This is a genomic window from Salinicola salarius, from assembly GCF_002179555.1.
Lineage (GTDB): Bacteria > Pseudomonadota > Gammaproteobacteria > Pseudomonadales > Halomonadaceae > Salinicola > Salinicola salarius_A.
In genome coordinates this window covers 1-19,213 of record NZ_NHOU01000019.1, presented here as the reverse complement: position 1 = coordinate 19,213, position 19,213 = coordinate 1, and the positions used below count along the sequence as shown (strand labels likewise).

The following is a 19,213-nucleotide window of genomic DNA, read 5'->3' as shown; positions in this document are numbered from 1 at the left end:
CTGATAAAAGTATCAGCTTTTCGGCACGGTTATCTTCCCGATCAGGGGCCAGCCATTCGCGGGTAAATTCAGCGCTGCCATGAACAAAACAATGCCGAAAGCGGCCTCTTCGTCTTCAACATCGAGCAACGCATTTTAGCGATGCTTCGATATGAATAAGGGAATACGTCCTTCGATCCCCCTTCGATCCATGAGGATTGTTGATGCCGATTAATCATGCCCGCTGCATCAGCTTTAAACTGGAGACAAACTGACCGATTCTGTCTCGGGAATGTCTTCACTCAGGAGCAACGTGATGAACCGACAGACGGATGGGTCCAAAGGGACTGAAACAGAGCGTCAGCAAGCCAAGAAGGCGATGGACAAGGATACCCCCAATGCTGCCGAAGGCCGTAAAGCGGCACAATCCCATCACGAGGAGCCGACACCCTATCGCCCGGATGAAAACGTCGATAATCAAAAGTCTGCCAAGTCACGGCATACGCCCCACCATAACGACACGGTGAAGGAGACGCCCGTTCCTGGCGCCCAGCTCGCCAAGGAGAAGAAGGCCCACAAGTCCAACATCAATGACAAGGCCGATAAAGCGGACCCCAAGGCGAGCGGCTAGCGAATCTTGGCGCGCCTTCTTATCGAACCGAGTCGAATCGAGTCGAGTCATCCCGTCGTCCAGCACGAGATAAGCCATGAACGAAGAAACCCGTCAGAATCTTGCCCTGGGCCTGATATCAGTCCGCGATAATCAAAGTTCTCCGGTAGCACCCGGCGTGACGCAACTGACGCTCAAGTTTGTCAATATCTGCTTCGTGGCGGAGCCAAGCCAGGATCGCTGGGTGCTGGTCGATGCTGCGCTCCCCAGGCAAGAGGGAAAAATCATCGCCTGGGCCAAACGGCTCTTCGGCGATCGGGCACCCGCGGCAATCATCCTGACACATGGCCACTTCGACCATATCGGCTCGGCGCTGGCGCTCAGTCGCCACTGGCAGGTGCCGCTGTACGCGCATGCGCTGGAGTTCCCGTATCTGACCGGCTCGATGCCTTATCCACCAGCGGACGCCTCGGCGGGAGGCGGCGTCATCTCGCGCCTCTCCCCGCTGTTCTCGCGAGGCCCTTATCATTTCAACGACGTTCTCTCTCCGCTACCGGAGGACGGCTCGGTTCCCGGGCTGGATTCTTGGCGCTGGCTGGCGACGCCGGGCCATTCGCCGGGGCATGTCTCGCTATTCAGGCAGGAAGACAAGACGTTGATCGCGGGGGATGCCTTCGTGACCGTACAGCAGGAATCTCTCGGCCAGGTCATCCTGCAACGGGCCAAACTGAGCGGGCCACCGCGCTACTTCACCCACGACTGGAGGCAGGCCTTCGAGTCCATCAGGCGACTCGCGAAGCTGTCACCGGCGATGGCGACGACGGGTCATGGCCCGCCGGTCGGTGGTGCCCTTCTGACCAACGGGCTGGAGCACATTCTCAACCATTTCCATGCCGATCACATGCCGAAGCATACGTTCATGCACTAGGCNGTCAGGCAAGGCAAAAATCGGCAAAAAGACGGAGTTTACGCGGTGTAAATGAGTACTTTGAGCCGATTTTTAACGCCGTATGGCCGAGCGCAGACAGTTTTCAGACAAAGCCTAATTTGTCGAGAATCTGCCGAGCCGGGACTGCGTCATCGGTCCCGGTTCCGCGAGCCAGGCGAGTCAAATGCGTTAGGTGTCAGATGAGCCAGGCGAGTACTCCAGGACGACGCGCTCCTCTTCATCCACGATCGTCAATTTACAGGGCGTCGACTTCTTGACCTCGCCGATCATCCCTTCCCATTTCGGGGAGGATTTCGACGTACCCATGATGATCGTATCGACCTCCAGCCGCCGGGCCTCTTCAGCGATCGTCTCGGAAAGCTTCCCAGCCTTTACGACGAAATTCACGGCCGCCATGGGTTCGTTCAAACGGTCCCACCGAGCTTCCAGAAACGCTTCGGCACGCGCGACGTCTTCTTTGTCCAGAGTATGCGTAGCGGCGCCTGTCGCAGCGCCCAGAACATCCCCCGTCTCGCTGGGCTCGACGACATGCAGCAGATAAAGTCGAGTATGATCATGTTGGGCGATGCCTCTTGCCTTGCGCAAGGCCGCCATGGATGCCGACTTTTTTCCCATGGGAATGAGGATCGAATTCTGCATTGTCGCCTCTCGTTGTCATCTCGTTATCGAGTATAGCGAGCGTCCTTTCCTCCTCGTTAATCCGGATTAACCGCATAAAACCCTTCCCCGCTTTCCGTTACGCTTCGGCACACACCACGACGCCATTCGCCACGGCGACTTCCTGTCGCTACGGTTCTGCTTCCGTTTGCTACTGCCCGCTGCAACCCATACCGGCAGCCACGGAGCATTGCTCGACTGACGAGGCCTGGCTCGGCCAACGTCTCGCGGGCCGAGGGTATCGCCGTGCTCGTGGTGGTGGTCGGCGGATTCACGTTACGCTATCCGGATCTTCAGGCATCGAGAGACGTCTTATGCAAGGCCGAAACATGACGCGCTGGCGCGATCCCAAGAAAGACCCGCGTCAGGAAAAGAAAAGCAACCTGATCACCCCGCAGGGATTCGATCGACTGCAGGGCATCCACGACCATCTGTCACGTGTCAAACGGCCCCAGCTATCGGCGAAAGTCGGTGAGGCCGCCGCCCTGGGCGACCGTAGCGAAAACGCGGATTACACCTACAACAAGAAAGAGCTCAATCGCGTCATCGCACGGATTCGTTACCTGCGTAAACGCCTGGACGAGCTGCAGGTCGTCGACCGTTTGCCGGCCGATACCGGCAAGGTCTACTTCGGTGCCTACGTGACGCTGGAAGACGACGAGGGCGAAGAACTGTCGATACGCCTGGTCGGCCACGACGAGACCGATACCGACAAGCACTGGATCAGCGTCGACGCCCCCCTCGCCCGGGCATTGCTGGGGAAAGGGCTCGATGATGATGTCGTGGTCGCTGCACCGGGTGGCGAGACCCACTATATCGTGACCGACATCGCCTACTCGGATCGCGACCATTGAAACGAGAAGACGCCGAAAAAGCACCGGTAATTCAACAAATCCCCGAGGCGGTCGATAGAGGGTCAAAGGGCCAGCCAAACCTGGCCCGACAGATCAAAATGACAGGGACCCACTGAGGACAGCCATGCCGAACGCCTCCGAATCTCCAGCAACCTCGGTGTTGTTCGCACGGCAGCCGATCTTCGATGCCTCGCTCGAAATCGTCGCCTTCGAGTTGCTGTTTCGGCCGACCGATGGCGGGCCGATGCCGATATCATTCGATGGCAACCGAGCGACCAGCACGGTCTTGCTGAATGCCTTCACCCAGAGCGATCTGGAGACGGTCAGTCAAGGGAAGCCGCTGTACGTCAATTTTACCGCGACGACGCTGCGCGATGACCTGCCATTCGACCCTGCCTGCCTGGTCATCGAGCTACTCGAGGACATTCCGTTCGACGACGCCATCCGTGACCGACTGGTGCTGCTACGCCAGCAAGGCTTCACCATCGCCCTGGATGACTACGCCGAGGAGGATATCGAGCATCCTTATCTTCCCCTCGTGGATATCGTCAAGCTCGAATATCCACACTACTGCGACGATGCATTCGAGCGTATCGTGCAGCAGCTACGTCAACGCTATCCGCATCTCAAGATACTGGCCGAAAAGCTGGAGACGGCAACCGAGCTCAGCTGCTGCCAGCGTGCCGGTTGCGATCTGTTCCAAGGCTACTTTCTCGCCCGCCCCCAGATCATTCACGGCGCCACGTTGGTCACCGACCGCATCGCCATACTCAAACTCATCGCCACGCTCAGCAAGCCGGACGTGAGCGTGCGCGAGATATCCACCGCCATCGAGTACGACCCTACGCTTGGCGTGCGTCTACTCAGGCTGGTCAACAACACCAAACAACGCCAGGCCGATATCACCTCCCTGGAGCAAGCCGTTGGCCTGGTCGGCCCGCAACGCATCCGCAGTCTGGCGACGCTGTTGGCACTGTCCGAGATGGAAGACAAGCCGGAGTCACTGCCGCAGTCGGCGCTGGCGCGCGCCTGCCTGTGTCGGGAACTCGCGGCGGGCGATCCCGCGCTGGCCGAGAAAGCCTTCATCTCGGGCCTGTTTTCCTACCTGGAGGCCTTCTTCGATCGCCCACTGGTGGAACTCGTCGAGTCGCTGCCGCTGCACGCGTCGATCACCAGAGCACTGCTGACCCGCGCCGGCCCGGTGGGCGCGCTGCTGGAGACCGCCATCCGGCTGGAAAGCGAGTCATGGGACGAAATTACCTGGCCTCGGCTGCAGTTGATCGGCATTCAGGCCGAAGACGTCCGGGCCGCCGATCGGCGCGCTCGCCAGACGGCCCGAGAGCTACAGGCTAACGCCAGGCCTTGATGGCGCGATAGACGCGAAAGCGCCGGTTGTCGGCCAGGATCTCGAAGCTGCCAAATGCGGCCTCGAGCCAGTCCGGGTACGGCAGAAACGCATTGGCGACCAGCGTCAGGCTGCCGCCATCGACCAGATGCGCCGGCGCCTCGCGGATCAGTCGCTCGGCGGGGCCGTAATCGACCGCACGCTGCTGATGGAACGGCGGATTGCTGACGATGGCCTCGAAGGTGCCCTCCAACTGGCGGTAGACATCGCTCTGAACGACCGTGCCGGTCAACCGATTCGCCGCCAGCGTGCGATGCGTCGCCTCGACCGCGAACTCGTTGATGTCCACCGCGGTGACCTCGCAGCCCTGCCGTGCCAGCCACGCCGCCAGGATGCCGTCGCCGCAGCCGACATCCAGCGCGCGCAGCGATGCATTGCCGCGCGCCGGTAACGGCGACTGCTGCAACGCCTCCATCAACAGCCGCGTGCCCTCGTCGAGTTTGCCGTGACCGAAGACGCCGGGATGCGTCGCCAGCGTCAGCCCCTCTGCCGTGAACGTCTGCCAGACCGCATCCGGATCGCGAACGGGCTCGACCGTGCGGGTGGCGAACAGCGTACAGCGACGCGCCGTATCCAGCTTGCGGCATTCCTGCTGAAAGCCTTCCAGTATTTTCGGCACACGCTTGATGCCGCCCTGATTCTCGCCGACGACCTGCAGCGGCGTGCCAGCCGGCAAAGACGCATTCAGTGCCGCCAGCCACCATTCCCCCAGGGCATGGCTCTTGGGCCAGAACAGCACCGCCCCCGGCACCTCGGCCGGCGGCGCGCTCAGGGCGCCGTAGGCTGGCCGGCCGGCCTGACGCCAGGCGTTGCAGACATCCAGCTCCGCGCTCCAGACGCTGCCCTCGCCGGACTCGAGCCAGCCATCGCGGGGCGGCGCGACCCACAGCCAGCCGCGATAATCCGCGTCCTGGCGGGCAAGCAGTTGACACGCCGGGGGTTGCGTCGACATCAGTACGTCTCCTCTGGGCCCGCGCTGTCGGCGTGCCGAATCATGTAGTGAAGGTAACGCCCCAGGCGCCAGTGGGGCTCGACCTGGCAGTAGCGCTTCTCGAGCTCGATGATCGTCGCGAGCTGGGCTTCGCTCGGCGAGCGTTCCCGCAGGTAATCGTGAAAGATCCGGATGCCGGCAACGCTTTCGATCACCAGCCCCTCTTCCCGGCACCAGCGTTCGATATCGGCATGCGTCAACGGCGAGATCGGCGTCAACCGCTGGCGCTGGCCGGTGCCCGAAAGCCGATCCTCCAGCGCCTTGTCGAGGTTGCCCTTGACCACGTTGGAAAAACGCAGCGCATCGCGGTTGAACACCATCAGCGACAGGCGACCGCCCGGCGCCAGCAGGGATTTCAGCGTGGCAACCGCCTGACGCGGCTGGGCCAGCCACTCCAGCACCGCGTGACACACGATCAGCGGCCACGGCCCCGGCGCCAGCTCCGGCAATGCCTGGATCGGCGCCTGCAGCGCCCGGATGGGCAACTCGCCGAATTCGGCTCGCGCATGCGCCAGCATCTCCGCGGAAGGCTCCGCCAGCGTGACATCATGCCCCCGCTCCGCCAGCCACACGCTCATCTGGCCGAGGCCACCGCCTACATCCAGCGCGGGCGCGCCGTCCTGCGGCAAGGAGCGCGACAGCACCTGATCGAGCACCGCCAGACGGATCTGGCCGCGCGCCATGGCATAGAGGCTGTTGGCGAACTTGTCGGCCAGGCCGTCGAAGATCCGGTCCTGCCCCACGGGGATATCGTTGCCGTGGCGCGGGCTCGCGGCGGGCAGCTCGGAAGCGTCATCAGAACTAGGCATGAGAACACGGCATGAGATAGCGACGGCTCGAATCGGAAAGGCGGCATTGTATCAACACCAACGCAGAGCGTCCCGACGCAATGGCCACGGCGGGTTTATCTCGACGAATCCGGCGCTTATACTATGCGCCGCTCGAGACACATGCTTCGCTCGACGAACAGCGGTAGTGCTGTCCTGCCTCCCGCCCCCATAGCTCAGCTGGATAGAGCGTCCCCCTCCTAAGGGGAAGGTCTCAGGTTCGAATCCTGATGGGGGCACCAAGTCTTCTTCATCGATACTCCCGAGAACGTCATAAAGCGCCTTGGCTCATGGCGTTACGCTCATTTCCGGTTCCCGGCATTCCCGATCTACCCCGAGTCCGGTATGCCGATGGCGTGCTCAGGGGAATGCACCTGTTCGATTTTCCCCTCGTATACCACCACGCCACCAGCCCTATGAAAGACCGAAACCATCAAGCCTAACCCCACAAGCAATCGCCCCGCCCGCCAGCCGGACGCGCCATGCGCTATTCGTAGGCTGAAGCGGACGAGCATCGTTCAAGCCTGGCCTTCGCATGCCGATAGGGAGAGAAAGGCTCGGGTTTCCTGGCGCCCCGCCTGTGCACTAAGGGGCTGGCTTTGATGCAGCGTTGCAGAGGGCGAGAAGCCGCGTCGTTGTTGGGCTGCGGGCGGCTTGTGGCGGCCGAAAATCGATGCGGAATGATGCGTTTCTCCGCTCACTCGATGAAAGGCGGGAGGACTCTGGATAGAGAAGTGAAACGGAATGTGTCAGATTGATACACAAAGTATTCCGAATAGAGCTTGAGAAAGCTGACGGGTTTCGACCCAAAGCGGTCCTCCCAAGTAATGCTGCACGCACGTTTATCCATGTTAGCTGTACAAGGAGAAATAATGAAAAAATTGCTTTTATCAGTATTCGCATGGTGTGCAATGACAGCACAAGCTGACGAAGTTGATGATCTCATCAATGACATTATCGATGCTGAGCTCACAGTAAACTATTGCATGTTAATCGATAGAGATCTAATTAACGATAAGGTGCTCCAATCCTCTGCAGTTTTTAGTAAATACCTCCACGAATCTAAGGGCTGGCGGTGGGGGCAAGAGCCAAGTAGATATGTCAACAGAGCAGCTGTTATTTGGGCTTCCGATTCGCAGAGCAGCATGCCGCTTGCTGAACGTTGTAAAAACATTTTGAACTATGGTATTCACATGCAAGCTCGTTCTATCGAAGACAAAGTAAGAGAGCTTAAGCGTAATGGGACTTTGTAGTAAAGCAGCTAACAAGGCCAGACAGCATCGCCAAAGAAAAACGCGCATATATCTCGTTTCACTCGGCCGCCTGCTATCGACCTGAAGCGGACATGTGGTAAGGCTTAACGCTCGCTTATTGAAGTTATATGGACAGTCTCAATAAAAATTCACATTAAAACCAGCTGGTTGATATTGCAATACAAGAATGCTGAACGCGCACGCTCGTTCAAGGGGAACGTGCATACTGGCTAGCACCTGCTATAAATCAGAAGGTTTCGATATATGAGCTTGGAAGTATTTAAAAATAGACTTGAGAGTTTAGGTTGCATTATTATCGAAGCGGAGGGCACCCTCAACGTTGATGTTGATGTTGATGAAAATAAAATTTCAATTACATTGACTGATGAATGGAAGCAAGCCATTGATAATTTTTACAAAGCTAGGCAGTACCGTTTTGATGTTGACCAGCGGGTTCTCATGGCTAACCGCTCGGCAGAGTTCCAGCTAACCCGATTGGACCCTGGCTACTTCTTCAGAAATGAGCATAAGTTTGAGGATAAAAAAGGAAATATCATACATATTTCTCCCGCCACTAAGGAGTTTTTGCTTTCGTATTATGAATCTGATCGTTACGAAACAACTTTTAATCGTATTAAGGAGCGAATTCATCGACGTTGCAAGTTTCGACAAAACAGGGCGCGCTCCGATAGCCGAGTTCGATTCCGAGTTGACGACATTATGATGGTTTTTCATACTGCCCGATATATAGCAAAACGCAAACCACGTAATGAAGATATTGGCGCTGTAGCGGTTGACCGTATTCGCGCATGTTTGTTCAGTCTTGCGCAAAGTAAAGGCGAGTGCTGGGAAATTAGTCATGATATTAAGTCGAGAGGGCTTGTTCTTACGCAACCATTAGATGATGACTCTGAGGTGATGAGTATTCCGAGCGCTTGTTATGAGGCCAGCGTGGTTAGTTACTACAAGGTGGCCAAAAGCAGCCAGTTTCCGAGCCAAGTCTTTCTATCTTATTACCACATCCTTGAGTATCACTTCCTGAGAGTTGCAGATGAAACACTGTTTTCTGCAGTTAGATCTAAGCTAAATGACCCGACTTTTCAAGTGAACTATGATAGCGTTTCAAAGTTGGTGGCAACCATTAAAAAAAATGACAGCACGGTAGATGAGAAAAAGATGCTTCGGGATGTGCTAGATAAGTATGTTCCTGAAGAAGATTTCATTGAATTCGTGAGTAATCTCGAGCAGGATAGGGGTGAAAAGCTCTATTCTGGCTCTAAACAAAAAATTTTCGGAGAACAGCTATCCATCAAGCTGGAGAAAGGACACGCGCTGTCTAATACATCTGCATTATTGAAGCATATCCGTAATGCTCTTGTTCATTCAAGCGACAGGTATTCGCGAGATGACTGCTTTTTACCATTTACAGAGTCAGAAGAAATTGTCGTGAAGTATCTTCCATTAGTTCAGTATATGGCAGAAAAGGTGATATTTGCGACCGCAAAATAATGCCATTGTAATGATTTTTAGCTGTCCGCTGTTGCTATGCGAGCTATCCGCTCCTGTCGTCGCGCCCCTGACTGGTATCGTAATAACTGCACTGGCCGAAAGCGACCCAAAGCGGCTATTTCAGCAAAAGCAGCCAGCACGTTCATTGATGTTAATCGAGTATGTTGTATAACATACTTGGACGCGAATGTTCGTTCAGTTAATAAGCAATCGTGCAACATGGTACTTTTAGTGATCAAGGAATAGTTTAGGGGATGGTATGTCAGTTCTAGCACAAATTATTGCGTACATCATTAGCCCGCTCGCAACTATGCTTGCTGTCTGGGTAGCTTATCTGTCTCTGCTCACTCGCTATCAACCACAGCTACTGATCTACTATCAGCCCAATCCCGATATTCCCTCCCTTATCGACTTGGTTGTTGAAAACATCGGCAGCGGCAACGCTATAGAAGTAGCGTTTTCTGAGCCTTTGCCTATTGCCTGTTTTGGTATCGAGAAACCAAACGGCGATGGGGCAGAAATTCCCAAAAAAGGTTTTCCCGCAGTATCACCTGGGCAACGCTACGTATTCAATGGCGGACAATACGCAGGCCTAGAAAGTAAAGTCGGAGATGGGTTGGAGGTACGAGCTTCGTACAAATTCCGAAATCCAATTGGGTTTCTTCGAACCAAAAAAGTGACGTTCGTACTTGGAGTTGATCACTTGCAGAAAATGCCGACGCGAACAAGTGCTAATCAAGCGATCGTAGATGCGCTGAAGGGACCGAATAAAACCACTGTCCAGGAAATTCGCGATGAGCTCCATGCTCTCAACAGACAACTGACAATGCTCGGAAAAAAGAGATGATTCCCGGAGTGGAGATGTTGATGCCTAACGAGGCGCTGCAGTTGACTACTGTTCCGCTTCGCTCCACAACGGCAACTGAGCTTCGGCGCTATATCAGAAAAACCGGGATGGCCGCTTCTGGCCGAATGCTGTCACTCACAGATCACCCGGAGCGGATCGGGCTTTGATAAACTTCATCAAGCCGCGATCCCGCTTCTCAACGGGAAGCCAGCCGGCACGCTCGTAAAACGCATAGGCTCGACTGCCAATCTCGGTTTCCAGCCAGATCTCGTCGAATTTGGCGAATAAGTGGCGTTCGGCTCTCTCGAGAAGTAAGCGGCCCACACCTCGCCCTTCATGGTCGGCGCGGACGAATAGCCCAAATACGCATCCGGTCTCGTCGCGAATCATCGAAAAGCCCACGGGTACTTGATCAATCTCCGCAACCCATAGACAAGGGCCCTGGGCGAGCATAGCGGCAATGGCTCCAGGCGTGATGCCCATCTCGGTGAGTTGCTCGTACGAAAGGTGGTTCTCCGCCACGCTGGTACGGATGGCGAAGATCTCATCGATATCAGCCTTACGGGCTTCTCTTACTTGAATTGGCATGTGTCGATACCTTGGCAGCAACGGCTCGTCACTGATGAAAAAGCCGGCGAGTAGTTATTCTGAATCACCTAATGCCTAACGGCGAGCTCGCTTGGCGGCTTGCGGTCATAGACCGCGGACCAGCAACATGAACGCGATACCCAAAGCTGTGGCCCGCGCTCATCTCAACAAACCCAACCACAGAGCGAGTTGTACAACTTCATACCTCATCGCCCTCTCCCCAGCGAAGCCTTTTCCACGTCGCTGCAGTGCATCGAGGCCCTGGCGCAGTCTTGATGAAAAACTGTACACTAAAACTTTATTGCACAAGTTTTGGTGACGTGCCATTATCGTTCTGTCGGCAAGGATCGCCGGCACGGGGTGAGGCTTCAGCCGCCTGACCCTACGGTATATGCCCCCACATAGACCGATCAGGATGATGGGTTGGTAACAAGCCAAGGAAGGCTATCCATGAAACATGATATTTCCTGCCCGCGATGCGGTTGTTCCGAGGCGCTTTCCAGTGACAAAGACCAGGACTGGGACGAGATCACCTGCATCGCGTGTGACGAGTTCATTGGCACCCGGGATTATCTCAGCGGGTTTCACTCCCGGAACTATCGGTTGCATGCCTTGAGCCTGTCGCTAGGCATGATGATCCAGATGACGCATGAGGGAGGTCTTTTGTCCCCGAAAGCGGCCTGATGCCCGATCGATCGACAGACGAGTCGTAGCCGCGGTCACGATGAACGTCAGGTTCGATGTCGACCTTCGCCGCTTTCTGCTCTATGCGCCCGCCTACATCCGGTTCGAGTTGTTCTAGTGGTCTGTTCCCTGTGTGCCGCTCTCCTCGAGCGGCTTTTTTTGATTCGATGGGCCGAGCAGCGGTTTACGTTCGGACGCTACAATGATCTCTTCCTGAACCGCGTCGAATGACCCGCAAGTGGAGCTCGTTCATGCCTAGCGCCCGTAAAACCTGGCTCGCCGTGGCGGCCGCCTTCGTGCTGAATGGCGGGCTCTTCGGCGCCTGGGCCTCGCGAATCCCCAGCGTCGTCCAGCAGAACGCCATCGATGGCGGCCAGTTGGGGCTGCTGCTGCTGTTGCTGGCGCTGGGCGCCATCGTCTCCTTCCCGCTGGCCGGACGCGCGTCGGACACGTTCGGCGCGGCGCGCACGACGCTCGCCATCGCGGCCTTCTACGCGCTGGCGCTGATCCTGATCGCACTGGCGCCCAACCTGTGGCTGCTCGCCCCGGCGCTCTTTCTGTTCGGTGGTGCTCACGGTTCCATGGATGTGGCCATGAACAGCTGGGCCGGCGAGGCCGAGCGCTACATCGGCCGGCGGGTGATGTCGTCGCTTCACGCGATGTGGAGTTTGGGTGCCGGTCTCGGTGCCGCCGCCGGTTACCTGGCGGTCAAGCTCGACCTGAGCCTGGTCGTCCATTTCACGGTCTTTGCCGTCCTGCTCTACGCCGTTACCAGCCGGTTCGCCCATATCGGCTGGCAGTCCGAAACCCGCCCCCGATCACCCGGCGGCAGCCTGTTTCCGCTGCCCAAGGGGCCGCTGCTGTGGGTGGGGATCATCGCCATGTGCGCGTCGATCGGTGAAGGCGCCATGGCGGACTGGAGCGCGCTCTTCCTGGTCTCCGTCACTGCCGCCGGCGAGGCCCAGGCCGCGCTCGGCTATACCGTCTTCTCGATGGCGATGGTGATCATGCGGCTCATCGGCGACCGCGTGATATCGATCCTCGGCCCGACTCAGGCGGCGCGGTTTGCCGGTTCCTCGGCGCTGGCCGGCGTGCTGCTGGCCGTGCTGTTTGCCAACCTGTACACGGCGTTGGCGGGGTTCGTGCTGCTCGGCGTGGGCTATGCCCTGATCATGCCGCTGGCGATCACCCGCGCCGCCAATGACCCGCAGACGCCGCCGGGCGTGGCGATCGCCAGCGTTGCCACGCTGGGTTACGGCGCCATGCTGTTCGGCCCGCCGGCGATCGGATTCACCGCCCACTTCATTACACTGCACTATGCTTTTTGCCTATTGGGGATCCTGGCGTTCTTCATCATCCTGTTCGCCCCGGCGCTGGATCGGCGGTAATCGCCCCTCGTCACCGTTCGCCCTTCCCCTGATGCCCGATCTCGTTCGAGGAGAGAGCCATGTTCAACGCCATCCTGGTCAACCAGAAGGAAGACAACTCATCCGAGGCGGTGCTGTCTCGACTGGAAACGGACGAGCTTCCGCCGGGCGATGTGCTCGTCCGGGTGGAATGGAGCACGCTCAACTACAAGGACGCCCTGGCGATCACCGGCAAGGGGGCGGTGGTTCGGCAATTCCCGATGGTGCCCGGCATCGATCTGGCCGGCACGGTGGAACAGAGCGACAACCCAGACTGGCGACCGGGCGACCGCGTGCTGATCAACGGCTGGGGTATCGGTGAAACGCACTGGGGCGGGCTGGCGCAGATGGCGCGGGTGCGCTCCGAGTGGCTGACCGCCCTGCCCGACGGGCTCGACCTGCGCCAGACCATGGCGATCGGCACCGCGGGCTATACCGCCATGCTCAGCCTCATCGCGCTGGAGCGCCACGGGCTCACGCCGGAGAGCGGCGACGTGCTGGTCACCGGCGCCAGCGGCGGCGTGGGGAGTTTCGCCGTCATGCTGCTGGCGCGGCGGGGCTATCGCGTCATCGCCGCGACCGGGCGCGTCGAGGAGCGGGACTATCTGGAACGTCTCGGCGCCGCCGAGATTCTGCCGCGTGCCGAGCTGGAGAAACCGGGCCGCCCGCTCGACAAGGCGCGCTGGGCCGGCGTCATCGATTCGGTCGGCAGCCATACCCTCGCCAACGCCTGCGCGCAGACCCAGGTCGACGGGCTGGTGGCGGCCTGCGGGCTGGCCCAGGGAATGGATTTCCCGGCCACCGTCGCGCCGTTCATCCTGCGAGGCGTGTCGCTGCTCGGCATCAACAGTGTCTTCCGGCCCCACGCGGAACGAGCCGTGGCGTGGTCCCGCCTGGCGACGGAGCTCGATCTGGACCGGCTCGAGCAGACCACCACCGAAATCGGCCTGTCGGAGGCGATCGCCGCGGCAAGCGATCTGCTCTCCGGCCACGTTCGCGGCCGGCTGGTGGTGGATGTCAATCGGTAAACGGCCGAGCGCTCTTGTATCACGGACGCACGGCTCAGCCGGGGCTGCCCAGCAGTATCCGCAGCTCTTGGCGATTCTCGACGAGATCGGCCAGCACGTAGCCGTCCAGCACGGTCAGAAATGCCTGCTGGGCTTTCCATAGCACGCCCTTCAACCGGCAGCCCGGCTCGATCGGGCAGGTGGAATCCGGCCCGAAGCACTCCAGCAGTTCCAGGTTCTCGGTCTGTTTCACCAGCGCGCCGATGTTGATCTCCTCGGCGGGCAACTGAAGCCGCAGACCGCCTCCCCGCCCGCGCAGACTCACCACGTAGCCCAGCTGTACCAGCGTCTGGGCGACCTTGGCCAGATGGTGCGCGGAAATGCCGTAATGCGTCGCGGCCGACTGTACCGTGGCAGGCATCTCTTCGCTTCTCGCCGCCAGGTAGATCAGCAGCCTCAGGGCGTAATCGGTGTGTGTCGTCAGTTTCATCAGCGCTTGACAGCCATAATTTGGTAAACAATACTCCTATTTAAAGAAGTATCCTAAATACTCATTAAGAAGGAGGCAGCATGCCCACTCCCGCCCAGATCGATGTCATCAAGCAGACCGTTCCGGTGCTCCAGCAGCACGGCGAGACACTGACCCGCCACTTCTATGCCCGAATGTTCGAGCATAACCCGGAGGTCAAGCGTTACTTCAATCCCGCGCATCAGCGCTCCGGCGGCCAACAGCGCGCCCTGGCCGGCGCCATTCTGGCCTACGCCCAGCACATCGAAGACCCTTCGGCGCTGGCTGGTGCCATCGAAGTGATCGCCCAGAAGCACACTTCATTGACGATCCAGCCGGAGCACTACCCGATCGTCGGCGAGAACCTGCTGGCTTCGATCCAGGAAGTACTGGGCGACGCGGCCACCGATGAAATTCTCGATGCCTGGGCCGCCGCCTACGGCGAACTGGCGCAGGTCTTCATCGATCGCGAGCAGGCGATCTACACCCAGCAGCGCGAACAGCAGGGCTGGGCGGGCTTCAAGCCGTTCACGGTCGTGCGACGCCAGGTCGAGAGCGACAACATCGTCTCCCTGTATCTTGCGCCGGCAGACGGCAGCACACCGCCCGCTCACCTGCCGGGGCAGTATGTCTCGATCCGCCTGCAGGACGCCGACGGCAACACCGCCATGCGCAACTATAGCCTTTCCAACGCGCCGGGAGCGTCCGCCTATCGAATCAGCGTCAAGCGCGAGCTCGGTGACAACGACGTGCCGGACGGCGATGTCTCTAACCGCATTCACGACGGGCTGGCCAAGGGCGACCGTATCGAGCTTTCCCCGCCCTGCGGTGCGTTTACGCTCGAGCTGCCGGCCCCGGCGGAAAAGCCGCTGGTCTTCATTGCCGGTGGCGTCGGCATCACGCCGCTGATCTCCATGGCCCATGCCGCGCTGAACGCCTCCGCCTCGCGACCGGTGACCTTCGTCCAGGCCGCACGCCACGGCGGGCTGCGCGCCTTCACGAGCGAGCTGGAAGCGCTGGCAAGGGATTACCCGAACTTCGAGCTGCACACCTGCTTCAGCGAGCCCCGGGAAGCAGATCTCAACGACGATAATCGGGTGAAAGGCGGCGAGCTGGAAGCGGACGATCTGGAGCGTTGGGTCGGCGGCTGGAACGCGACCTATTACTTCTGCGGCCCGCTGCCCATGATGCAAAGTGTCGACCAGATGCTGGAAGCGAAGGGTGTGGCAGCCGATGATCGGCGTTACGAGTGCTTCGGCCCCTTGCAGCCGCTGAAGGCCTGACAGGCTACGCCCGGTCACCGCAACGACGGAGGTAACAGACATGTCTAGCGGATTGCTCGTCGAGCTCGGCCTGGAGATTCCGATTCTGCAGGCACCCATGGCAGGCGTTTCGACGCCGGCCATGGCGGCGGCGGTCTCCAATGCGGGAGGCTTGGGCGCCCTCGGGCTCGGCGCTTCGACACCAGAGGCAGCGCACCGGGTCATTCTGGAAACGCAGGCGCTGACCTCTCGGCCGTTCAACGTCAACTTCTTCTGCCATGCATCTGCGGTGCGTGACGGCACGCGGGAACGACGATGGATCGAACGGGCCCGCCCGCTGTTCGAAAGCTTCGACGCCACACCGCCGGAAACGCTGGAAGAGATCTACGCGCCCTTCCAGACCAGCGACGCGATGCTCGAGGTGCTGCTGGCAACCCGCCCAGCCGTGGTCAGCTTCCATTTCGGCCTGCCCAGGCCGGCGCAGATCGAAGCGCTGCGCCAGGCGGGATGCCGGCTGATTGCTACCGCGACATCGCTTGACGAGGCGCGCCAGATCGCGGCCAGCGGGCTCGATGCCGTCGTCGCCCAGGGTTGGGCGGCGGGCGGCCATCGTGGTGTGTTCGATCCCTCGGCGCCGGATGAACAGCGATCGACCCAGGCGCTGACCCGCGAGATCGTTCGCGAGATTCCGCTGCCGGTCATCGCCGCCGGCGGGCTGATGGATGGCGCCGACGTTCAGCAGGCGCAGACCTGGGGCGCGGCAGCGGCCCAACTGGGCACGGCGTTCATCGGTTGCCCGGAAAGCGCCGCCGACGAGGCCTACCGGGCTCGGCTGGCATCCCGCGCCGGCACCGTGATGACCCGCGCCATCTCCGGCCGTCCGGCGCGCTGTCTCGTCAATCGATTCACCGCCTGGGCCGAGAGCGCTGCGGCGGGCGACATTCCGCCCTACCCCTGCGCGTACGATCTCGGCAAGGCACTGAATGCCGCCGCCAGGGCCAGAGGCGAAAGCGGCTTCGGGGCACAATGGGCCGGCACCGGCGCCGCAAGGGCGACTCACCTGCCGGCGGGAGCCTTGCTCGGCACGCTGGAAGCCCAAAGACAGGCCGCGAGCCGCCACGCCCACTCCTGAATACGTCCCCCTGAACAAGCTCCCTGAACACGCGGCTGACCAAGACAACGCTTCGCCAATCCCCCAAAGCCGGGAACGAGACGTATCGCTATTTCATGCCTTCGGTTGCCTAGCCGTCCTGCTCTCGCATCCACCGGCGAACTTCGCGCCGTTTCGGTCTCGATGCGTACCGGCGAGTATCGAGACGGGTCGGCACCAGAACTTCCCCTTCCGAGCTCATCGTCAGCGCGAACGTTCGGGAAGCCCCGACGGGGGAATCCTCACTGCCATAGACAGCGATGACGCGCAGCTCTATCGCCTGCAGCGTACGGCCATCGGTCGCCCGGAAATCCTCGGACGGAAGGTCATGGAAACGCAGAACGCGATCGATGATGTCGCGGAAGGAACCGATGTGGTTGTAGCTGCCGGAGAGCATCGGCCCCTGCCGCGTGGTCTCGACCAGCCGATCCGCTTCGCCCTGGCCGGCGGTCGATTCCTCGAAATCGATCAGATCCCGGGAAATTGCGCCCTGGTCGGTGTGAAGGATGGCGATGATATGTTCGATGAAAATCGGCTCGGGGCTCATGTTGCTGATGACGCAACGCGCCTGCATCGTACGACCAAAGCCACGATTGATGATGATCTTGGGTTGGCGTTGCCGCTTGAAGTTGAGGTAAAGCAACTGGGCATAGAAGAGCCATACCAACAACGTGCATAGACTGGTCAGCGCCGTGATGGCGGAGCTGTTCTGGGAAATCCAATCCATCATTTCTCTGCTCACTGCCGACGGTCACGGCCCGGGGAACGTAGATGCCAATCGACGCAAGGCGCCACCAAGAAAAGCCCAGCGAAGAAGGCGCACTAAGAAAAACACAACGAAGAAAAGCACAACGAAGAAAGGGAGTCGGTTGGCCGACTCCCCAAACGTTGCTCGTCCTTGCCAAATCACCACGGCTTCCTGCCGTGCATCCCTGTGTCGCCGCATCCTGCAGCGTTCGTCCCTGTCAAAACGCCTTCCTGACGTTGACCTTTACTGTGGACCTCATCGGCACTCGATAACTTGATCCACGGCAAGTATGGTCGCCAGATTTGTTTCAATACGTTTCCCGATTGGCCTGAACCGCTTTCCGTTAGCCAACCAGGCGACACCTGCGATCTTGAAGGAGGACGGGGAGAAACACCAAAGCCGGCGCAGCGCGCTGGGAAACCGATGCATCCGTCTTCCCGCCTGCCGTGAGGGAATCGATGACCAACGATCCGGAACCCGATGACGTGACGAAGAACATGATTACCAGAATGACGCCCACGGACGTGATGGTAGCAAGCGGCAACTGGTCCAGCATGACGAAGAGTTTCAGCTCCAGCGCGGCATTCTGTACCCCCTGAAACCCCGAGTCGAGCTGCTGATGGATCGCCGTTTCACCAAAGGCGGTCATCCAGAGAATCGAAACCACGGTCGGCACCAGCATCACCGAAATCAGGAACTCCCGGACGGTACGTCCACGGCTCACGCGAGCGATGAACATGCCCACGAACGGCGACCAGGAAATCCACCAAGCCCAGTACACGGCGCTCCAGCCTTGGCTATAGTTGGCATCTTCCCGCCCGAAAGGCATCGATAGCGCGGGCAGATACTCCAGGTAAGAACCGATGTTGCTGAAGAATCCCTTGGCGATCAGCAAGGTCGGGCCCACGATGATGACAAAGGTCATCAGGATGAACGCCAGGGCCATGTTGACCATCGAGAGCCGCTGCACCCCTTTATCCAGTCCGGACAGAACGGAAACCAGGGCCACTGCCGTGATCGCGATGATCAGCAAGGTCATCGTGACGTTATTGTTGGGAACCCCGAACAGATAATGCAGCCCGGCGGAAGCCTAGGAGGCGCCAAACCCCAGAGAGGTGGCAAGGCCGAACAGGGTGGAGAAAACCGCCAGAATATCGATGCAGTGACCGGGCCAGCCCCATACCCGTTCGCCCAGGATCGGGTAGAAAATCGAGCGGATCGTCAGCGGCAAACCCTTGTTGAACGAGAATAGCGCCAGCGCCAGGGCAACGAGACTGTAAATCGCCCACGGATGAAGGCCCCAGTGGTAGATCGTTGCCGCCATGCCAAGCGACAGCGCCCCGGCTTCATCCCCCGCGGCACCACCGAGTGGCGCAAAATCGGTACGAATCCCGTCGGCCCCCACGGCAGGCCCCGCCAGGGATGTACCGAAATGGCTCATGGGCTCGGAAACGCCATAGAACACCAGGCCGATGCCCATGCCCGCCGCGAACAGCATGGCAAACCAGCCGAAGTAGCTGAAATCGGGTTTGGCGTCCGGCCCGCCGAGACGCACCTTGCCAAGCGGTGACAGAATCAGGCCAATACAGACCACGACGAAGAAATCCACCGCTATCAGAAAAACCCAACTGAGATTGCCGGTCAGCCAGTCTCGAACTCCGCTGAGTATCGGTTCCACCTGAGCCTGAAATGCCAGGGTCAAGAAGACGAAGAGGAGCACGACGATCGAGGAGATCGTGAACACCTTGCCATGCAGGTCGAGATTGATGCCTAACGCACGAGATGTTGTCCTGACCAATGACATAATCCGTGTCGATTATTGCCGTTTTACCTTCCGGACGCCGGATCCCTTCCCCCGCCGAGGAATCGCCGGAAGAATCCTGCGGTTCTTGAGAATTTGCCATCGAAAATAATCCCCAGAGATTGACTTACACTATTGAAAATTTTCTGTAACTATTCAGGTCACGCTGCCTGATCCA

At 59.3% G+C, this 19,213-nt stretch carries 18 protein-coding genes, 1 tRNA gene and 1 pseudogene; 13 read left to right on the top strand and 7 right to left on the bottom strand.

Annotation, left to right across the window (positions count from 1 at the left end):
- Window positions 1-295: 295 nt before the first annotated feature.
- Both CCD76_RS13745 and CCD76_RS13740 read left to right on the top strand, forming a co-directional pair.
- Window positions 296-610: a hypothetical protein gene (locus CCD76_RS13745; protein WP_087720023.1), complete on the top strand. Its 315-nt coding sequence runs from the start codon at window positions 296-298 to the stop codon at window positions 608-610.
- Between the two features lie 76 nt (window positions 611-686).
- Window positions 687-1,517 (top strand): MBL fold metallo-hydrolase, encoded by an 831-nt coding sequence (locus CCD76_RS13740; RefSeq protein WP_087720022.1) that lies wholly within the window; start codon window positions 687-689, stop codon window positions 1,515-1,517.
- A gap of 189 nt (window positions 1,518-1,706) precedes the next feature.
- On the opposite strand, the gene CCD76_RS13735 is transcribed toward CCD76_RS13740, so the two are convergent.
- Entirely contained in the window at window positions 1,707-2,177 is a 471-nt protein-coding gene (locus CCD76_RS13735) for a universal stress protein (RefSeq protein ID WP_087720021.1), read from the bottom strand.
- Window positions 2,178-2,509: 332 nt separating this feature from the next.
- Here CCD76_RS13735 and greB point away from each other — a divergent pair, with 332 nt between their 5' ends.
- Both greB and CCD76_RS13725 read left to right on the top strand, forming a co-directional pair.
- Complete coding sequence (gene greB / locus CCD76_RS13730; protein ID WP_087720020.1) at window positions 2,510-3,049, top strand: transcription elongation factor GreB; 540 nt, start codon at window positions 2,510-2,512, stop codon at window positions 3,047-3,049.
- 124 nt (window positions 3,050-3,173) lie between these two features.
- The gene (locus CCD76_RS13725) at window positions 3,174-4,415 is read left to right on the top strand and encodes an EAL and HDOD domain-containing protein (RefSeq protein ID WP_087720019.1); all 1,242 of its coding nucleotides are present in this window, start codon (window positions 3,174-3,176) and stop codon (window positions 4,413-4,415) included.
- On the opposite strand, the gene CCD76_RS13720 is transcribed toward CCD76_RS13725, so the two are convergent.
- Together CCD76_RS13720 and CCD76_RS13715 are read right to left on the bottom strand one after the other, a co-directional pair.
- Complete coding sequence (locus CCD76_RS13720) at window positions 4,399-5,406, bottom strand: methyltransferase (protein WP_087720018.1); 1,008 nt, start codon at window positions 5,404-5,406, stop codon at window positions 4,399-4,401. The two genes, CCD76_RS13725 and CCD76_RS13720, sit on opposite strands and share 17 nt — an antisense overlap.
- Window positions 5,406-6,254, bottom strand: coding sequence for a methyltransferase domain-containing protein (locus tag CCD76_RS13715; protein WP_087720017.1), 849 nt, complete (start codon window positions 6,252-6,254; stop codon window positions 5,406-5,408). Before CCD76_RS13715 ends, CCD76_RS13720 begins: the two co-directional genes overlap by 1 nt.
- 183 nt (window positions 6,255-6,437) lie before the next feature.
- On the opposite strand from CCD76_RS13715, the gene CCD76_RS13710 reads away from it, so the two are divergent.
- The 4 genes from CCD76_RS13710 (at window position 6,438) to CCD76_RS13695 (ending at window position 9,881) form a co-directional block, all read left to right on the top strand.
- Window positions 6,438-6,514 (top strand) — tRNA-Arg (locus CCD76_RS13710).
- A 630-nt stretch (window positions 6,515-7,144) separates the two neighbouring features.
- A complete protein-coding gene (locus CCD76_RS13705; protein ID WP_087720016.1) occupies window positions 7,145-7,525 on the top strand; it encodes a hypothetical protein in 381 nt (126 codons plus the stop codon).
- A gap of 264 nt (window positions 7,526-7,789) precedes the next feature.
- On the top strand, window positions 7,790-9,034 hold the full coding sequence (locus CCD76_RS13700) for a hypothetical protein (RefSeq protein ID WP_087720015.1): 1,245 nt from the start codon (window positions 7,790-7,792) through the stop codon (window positions 9,032-9,034).
- Between the two features lie 259 nt (window positions 9,035-9,293).
- On the top strand, window positions 9,294-9,881 hold the full coding sequence (locus CCD76_RS13695) for a hypothetical protein (RefSeq protein ID WP_087720014.1): 588 nt from the start codon (window positions 9,294-9,296) through the stop codon (window positions 9,879-9,881).
- 135 nt (window positions 9,882-10,016) lie between these two features.
- Here CCD76_RS13695 and CCD76_RS13690 read toward each other — a convergent pair whose 3' ends face one another.
- Window positions 10,017-10,469, bottom strand: coding sequence for a GNAT family N-acetyltransferase (locus CCD76_RS13690; RefSeq protein ID WP_087720013.1), 453 nt, complete (start codon window positions 10,467-10,469; stop codon window positions 10,017-10,019).
- Between the two features lie 450 nt (window positions 10,470-10,919).
- On the opposite strand from CCD76_RS13690, the gene CCD76_RS13685 reads away from it, so the two are divergent.
- The 3 genes from CCD76_RS13685 to acuI all read left to right on the top strand — a co-directional run bounded on the left by CCD76_RS13685 (window position 10,920) and on the right by acuI (window position 13,587).
- Window positions 10,920-11,153, top strand: coding sequence for a hypothetical protein (locus CCD76_RS13685; protein WP_087720012.1), 234 nt, complete (start codon window positions 10,920-10,922; stop codon window positions 11,151-11,153).
- 251 nt (window positions 11,154-11,404) lie between these two features.
- Window positions 11,405-12,541 carry an MFS transporter gene (locus CCD76_RS13680; RefSeq protein WP_087720011.1) on the top strand — a complete coding sequence of 379 codons (1,137 nt, stop codon included), beginning with the start codon at window positions 11,405-11,407 and terminating at the stop codon, window positions 12,539-12,541.
- 59 nt (window positions 12,542-12,600) lie between these two features.
- Window positions 12,601-13,587 (top strand): acrylyl-CoA reductase (NADPH), encoded by a 987-nt coding sequence (gene acuI / locus CCD76_RS13675; RefSeq protein ID WP_087720010.1) that lies wholly within the window; start codon window positions 12,601-12,603, stop codon window positions 13,585-13,587.
- Window positions 13,588-13,621: 34 nt separating this feature from the next.
- Here acuI and CCD76_RS13670 read toward each other — a convergent pair whose 3' ends face one another.
- A complete protein-coding gene (locus CCD76_RS13670; protein ID WP_087720009.1) occupies window positions 13,622-14,056 on the bottom strand; it encodes an Rrf2 family transcriptional regulator in 435 nt (144 codons plus the stop codon).
- 80 nt (window positions 14,057-14,136) lie between these two features.
- Between CCD76_RS13670 and hmpA the strand changes: the two genes are divergently transcribed.
- Entirely contained in the window at window positions 14,137-15,357 is a 1,221-nt protein-coding gene (gene hmpA, locus CCD76_RS13665) for an NO-inducible flavohemoprotein (RefSeq protein WP_087720008.1), read from the top strand.
- 40 nt (window positions 15,358-15,397) lie between these two features.
- Window positions 15,398-16,468, top strand: a complete 1,071-nt coding sequence (locus CCD76_RS13660) for an NAD(P)H-dependent flavin oxidoreductase (RefSeq protein WP_087720007.1) — start codon at window positions 15,398-15,400, stop codon at window positions 16,466-16,468.
- A 109-nt stretch (window positions 16,469-16,577) separates the two neighbouring features.
- Here the strand turns inward: CCD76_RS13660 and CCD76_RS13655 are convergent, their stop codons facing one another.
- Both CCD76_RS13655 and CCD76_RS13650 read right to left on the bottom strand, forming a co-directional pair.
- Window positions 16,578-17,216, bottom strand: a complete 639-nt coding sequence (locus CCD76_RS13655) for a hypothetical protein (protein ID WP_087720006.1) — start codon at window positions 17,214-17,216, stop codon at window positions 16,578-16,580.
- Between the two features lie 409 nt (window positions 17,217-17,625).
- Window positions 17,626-19,138: pseudogene (locus CCD76_RS13650) on the bottom strand (BCCT family transporter); the annotation flags it as partial.
- Window positions 19,139-19,213 lie beyond the last annotated feature (75 nt).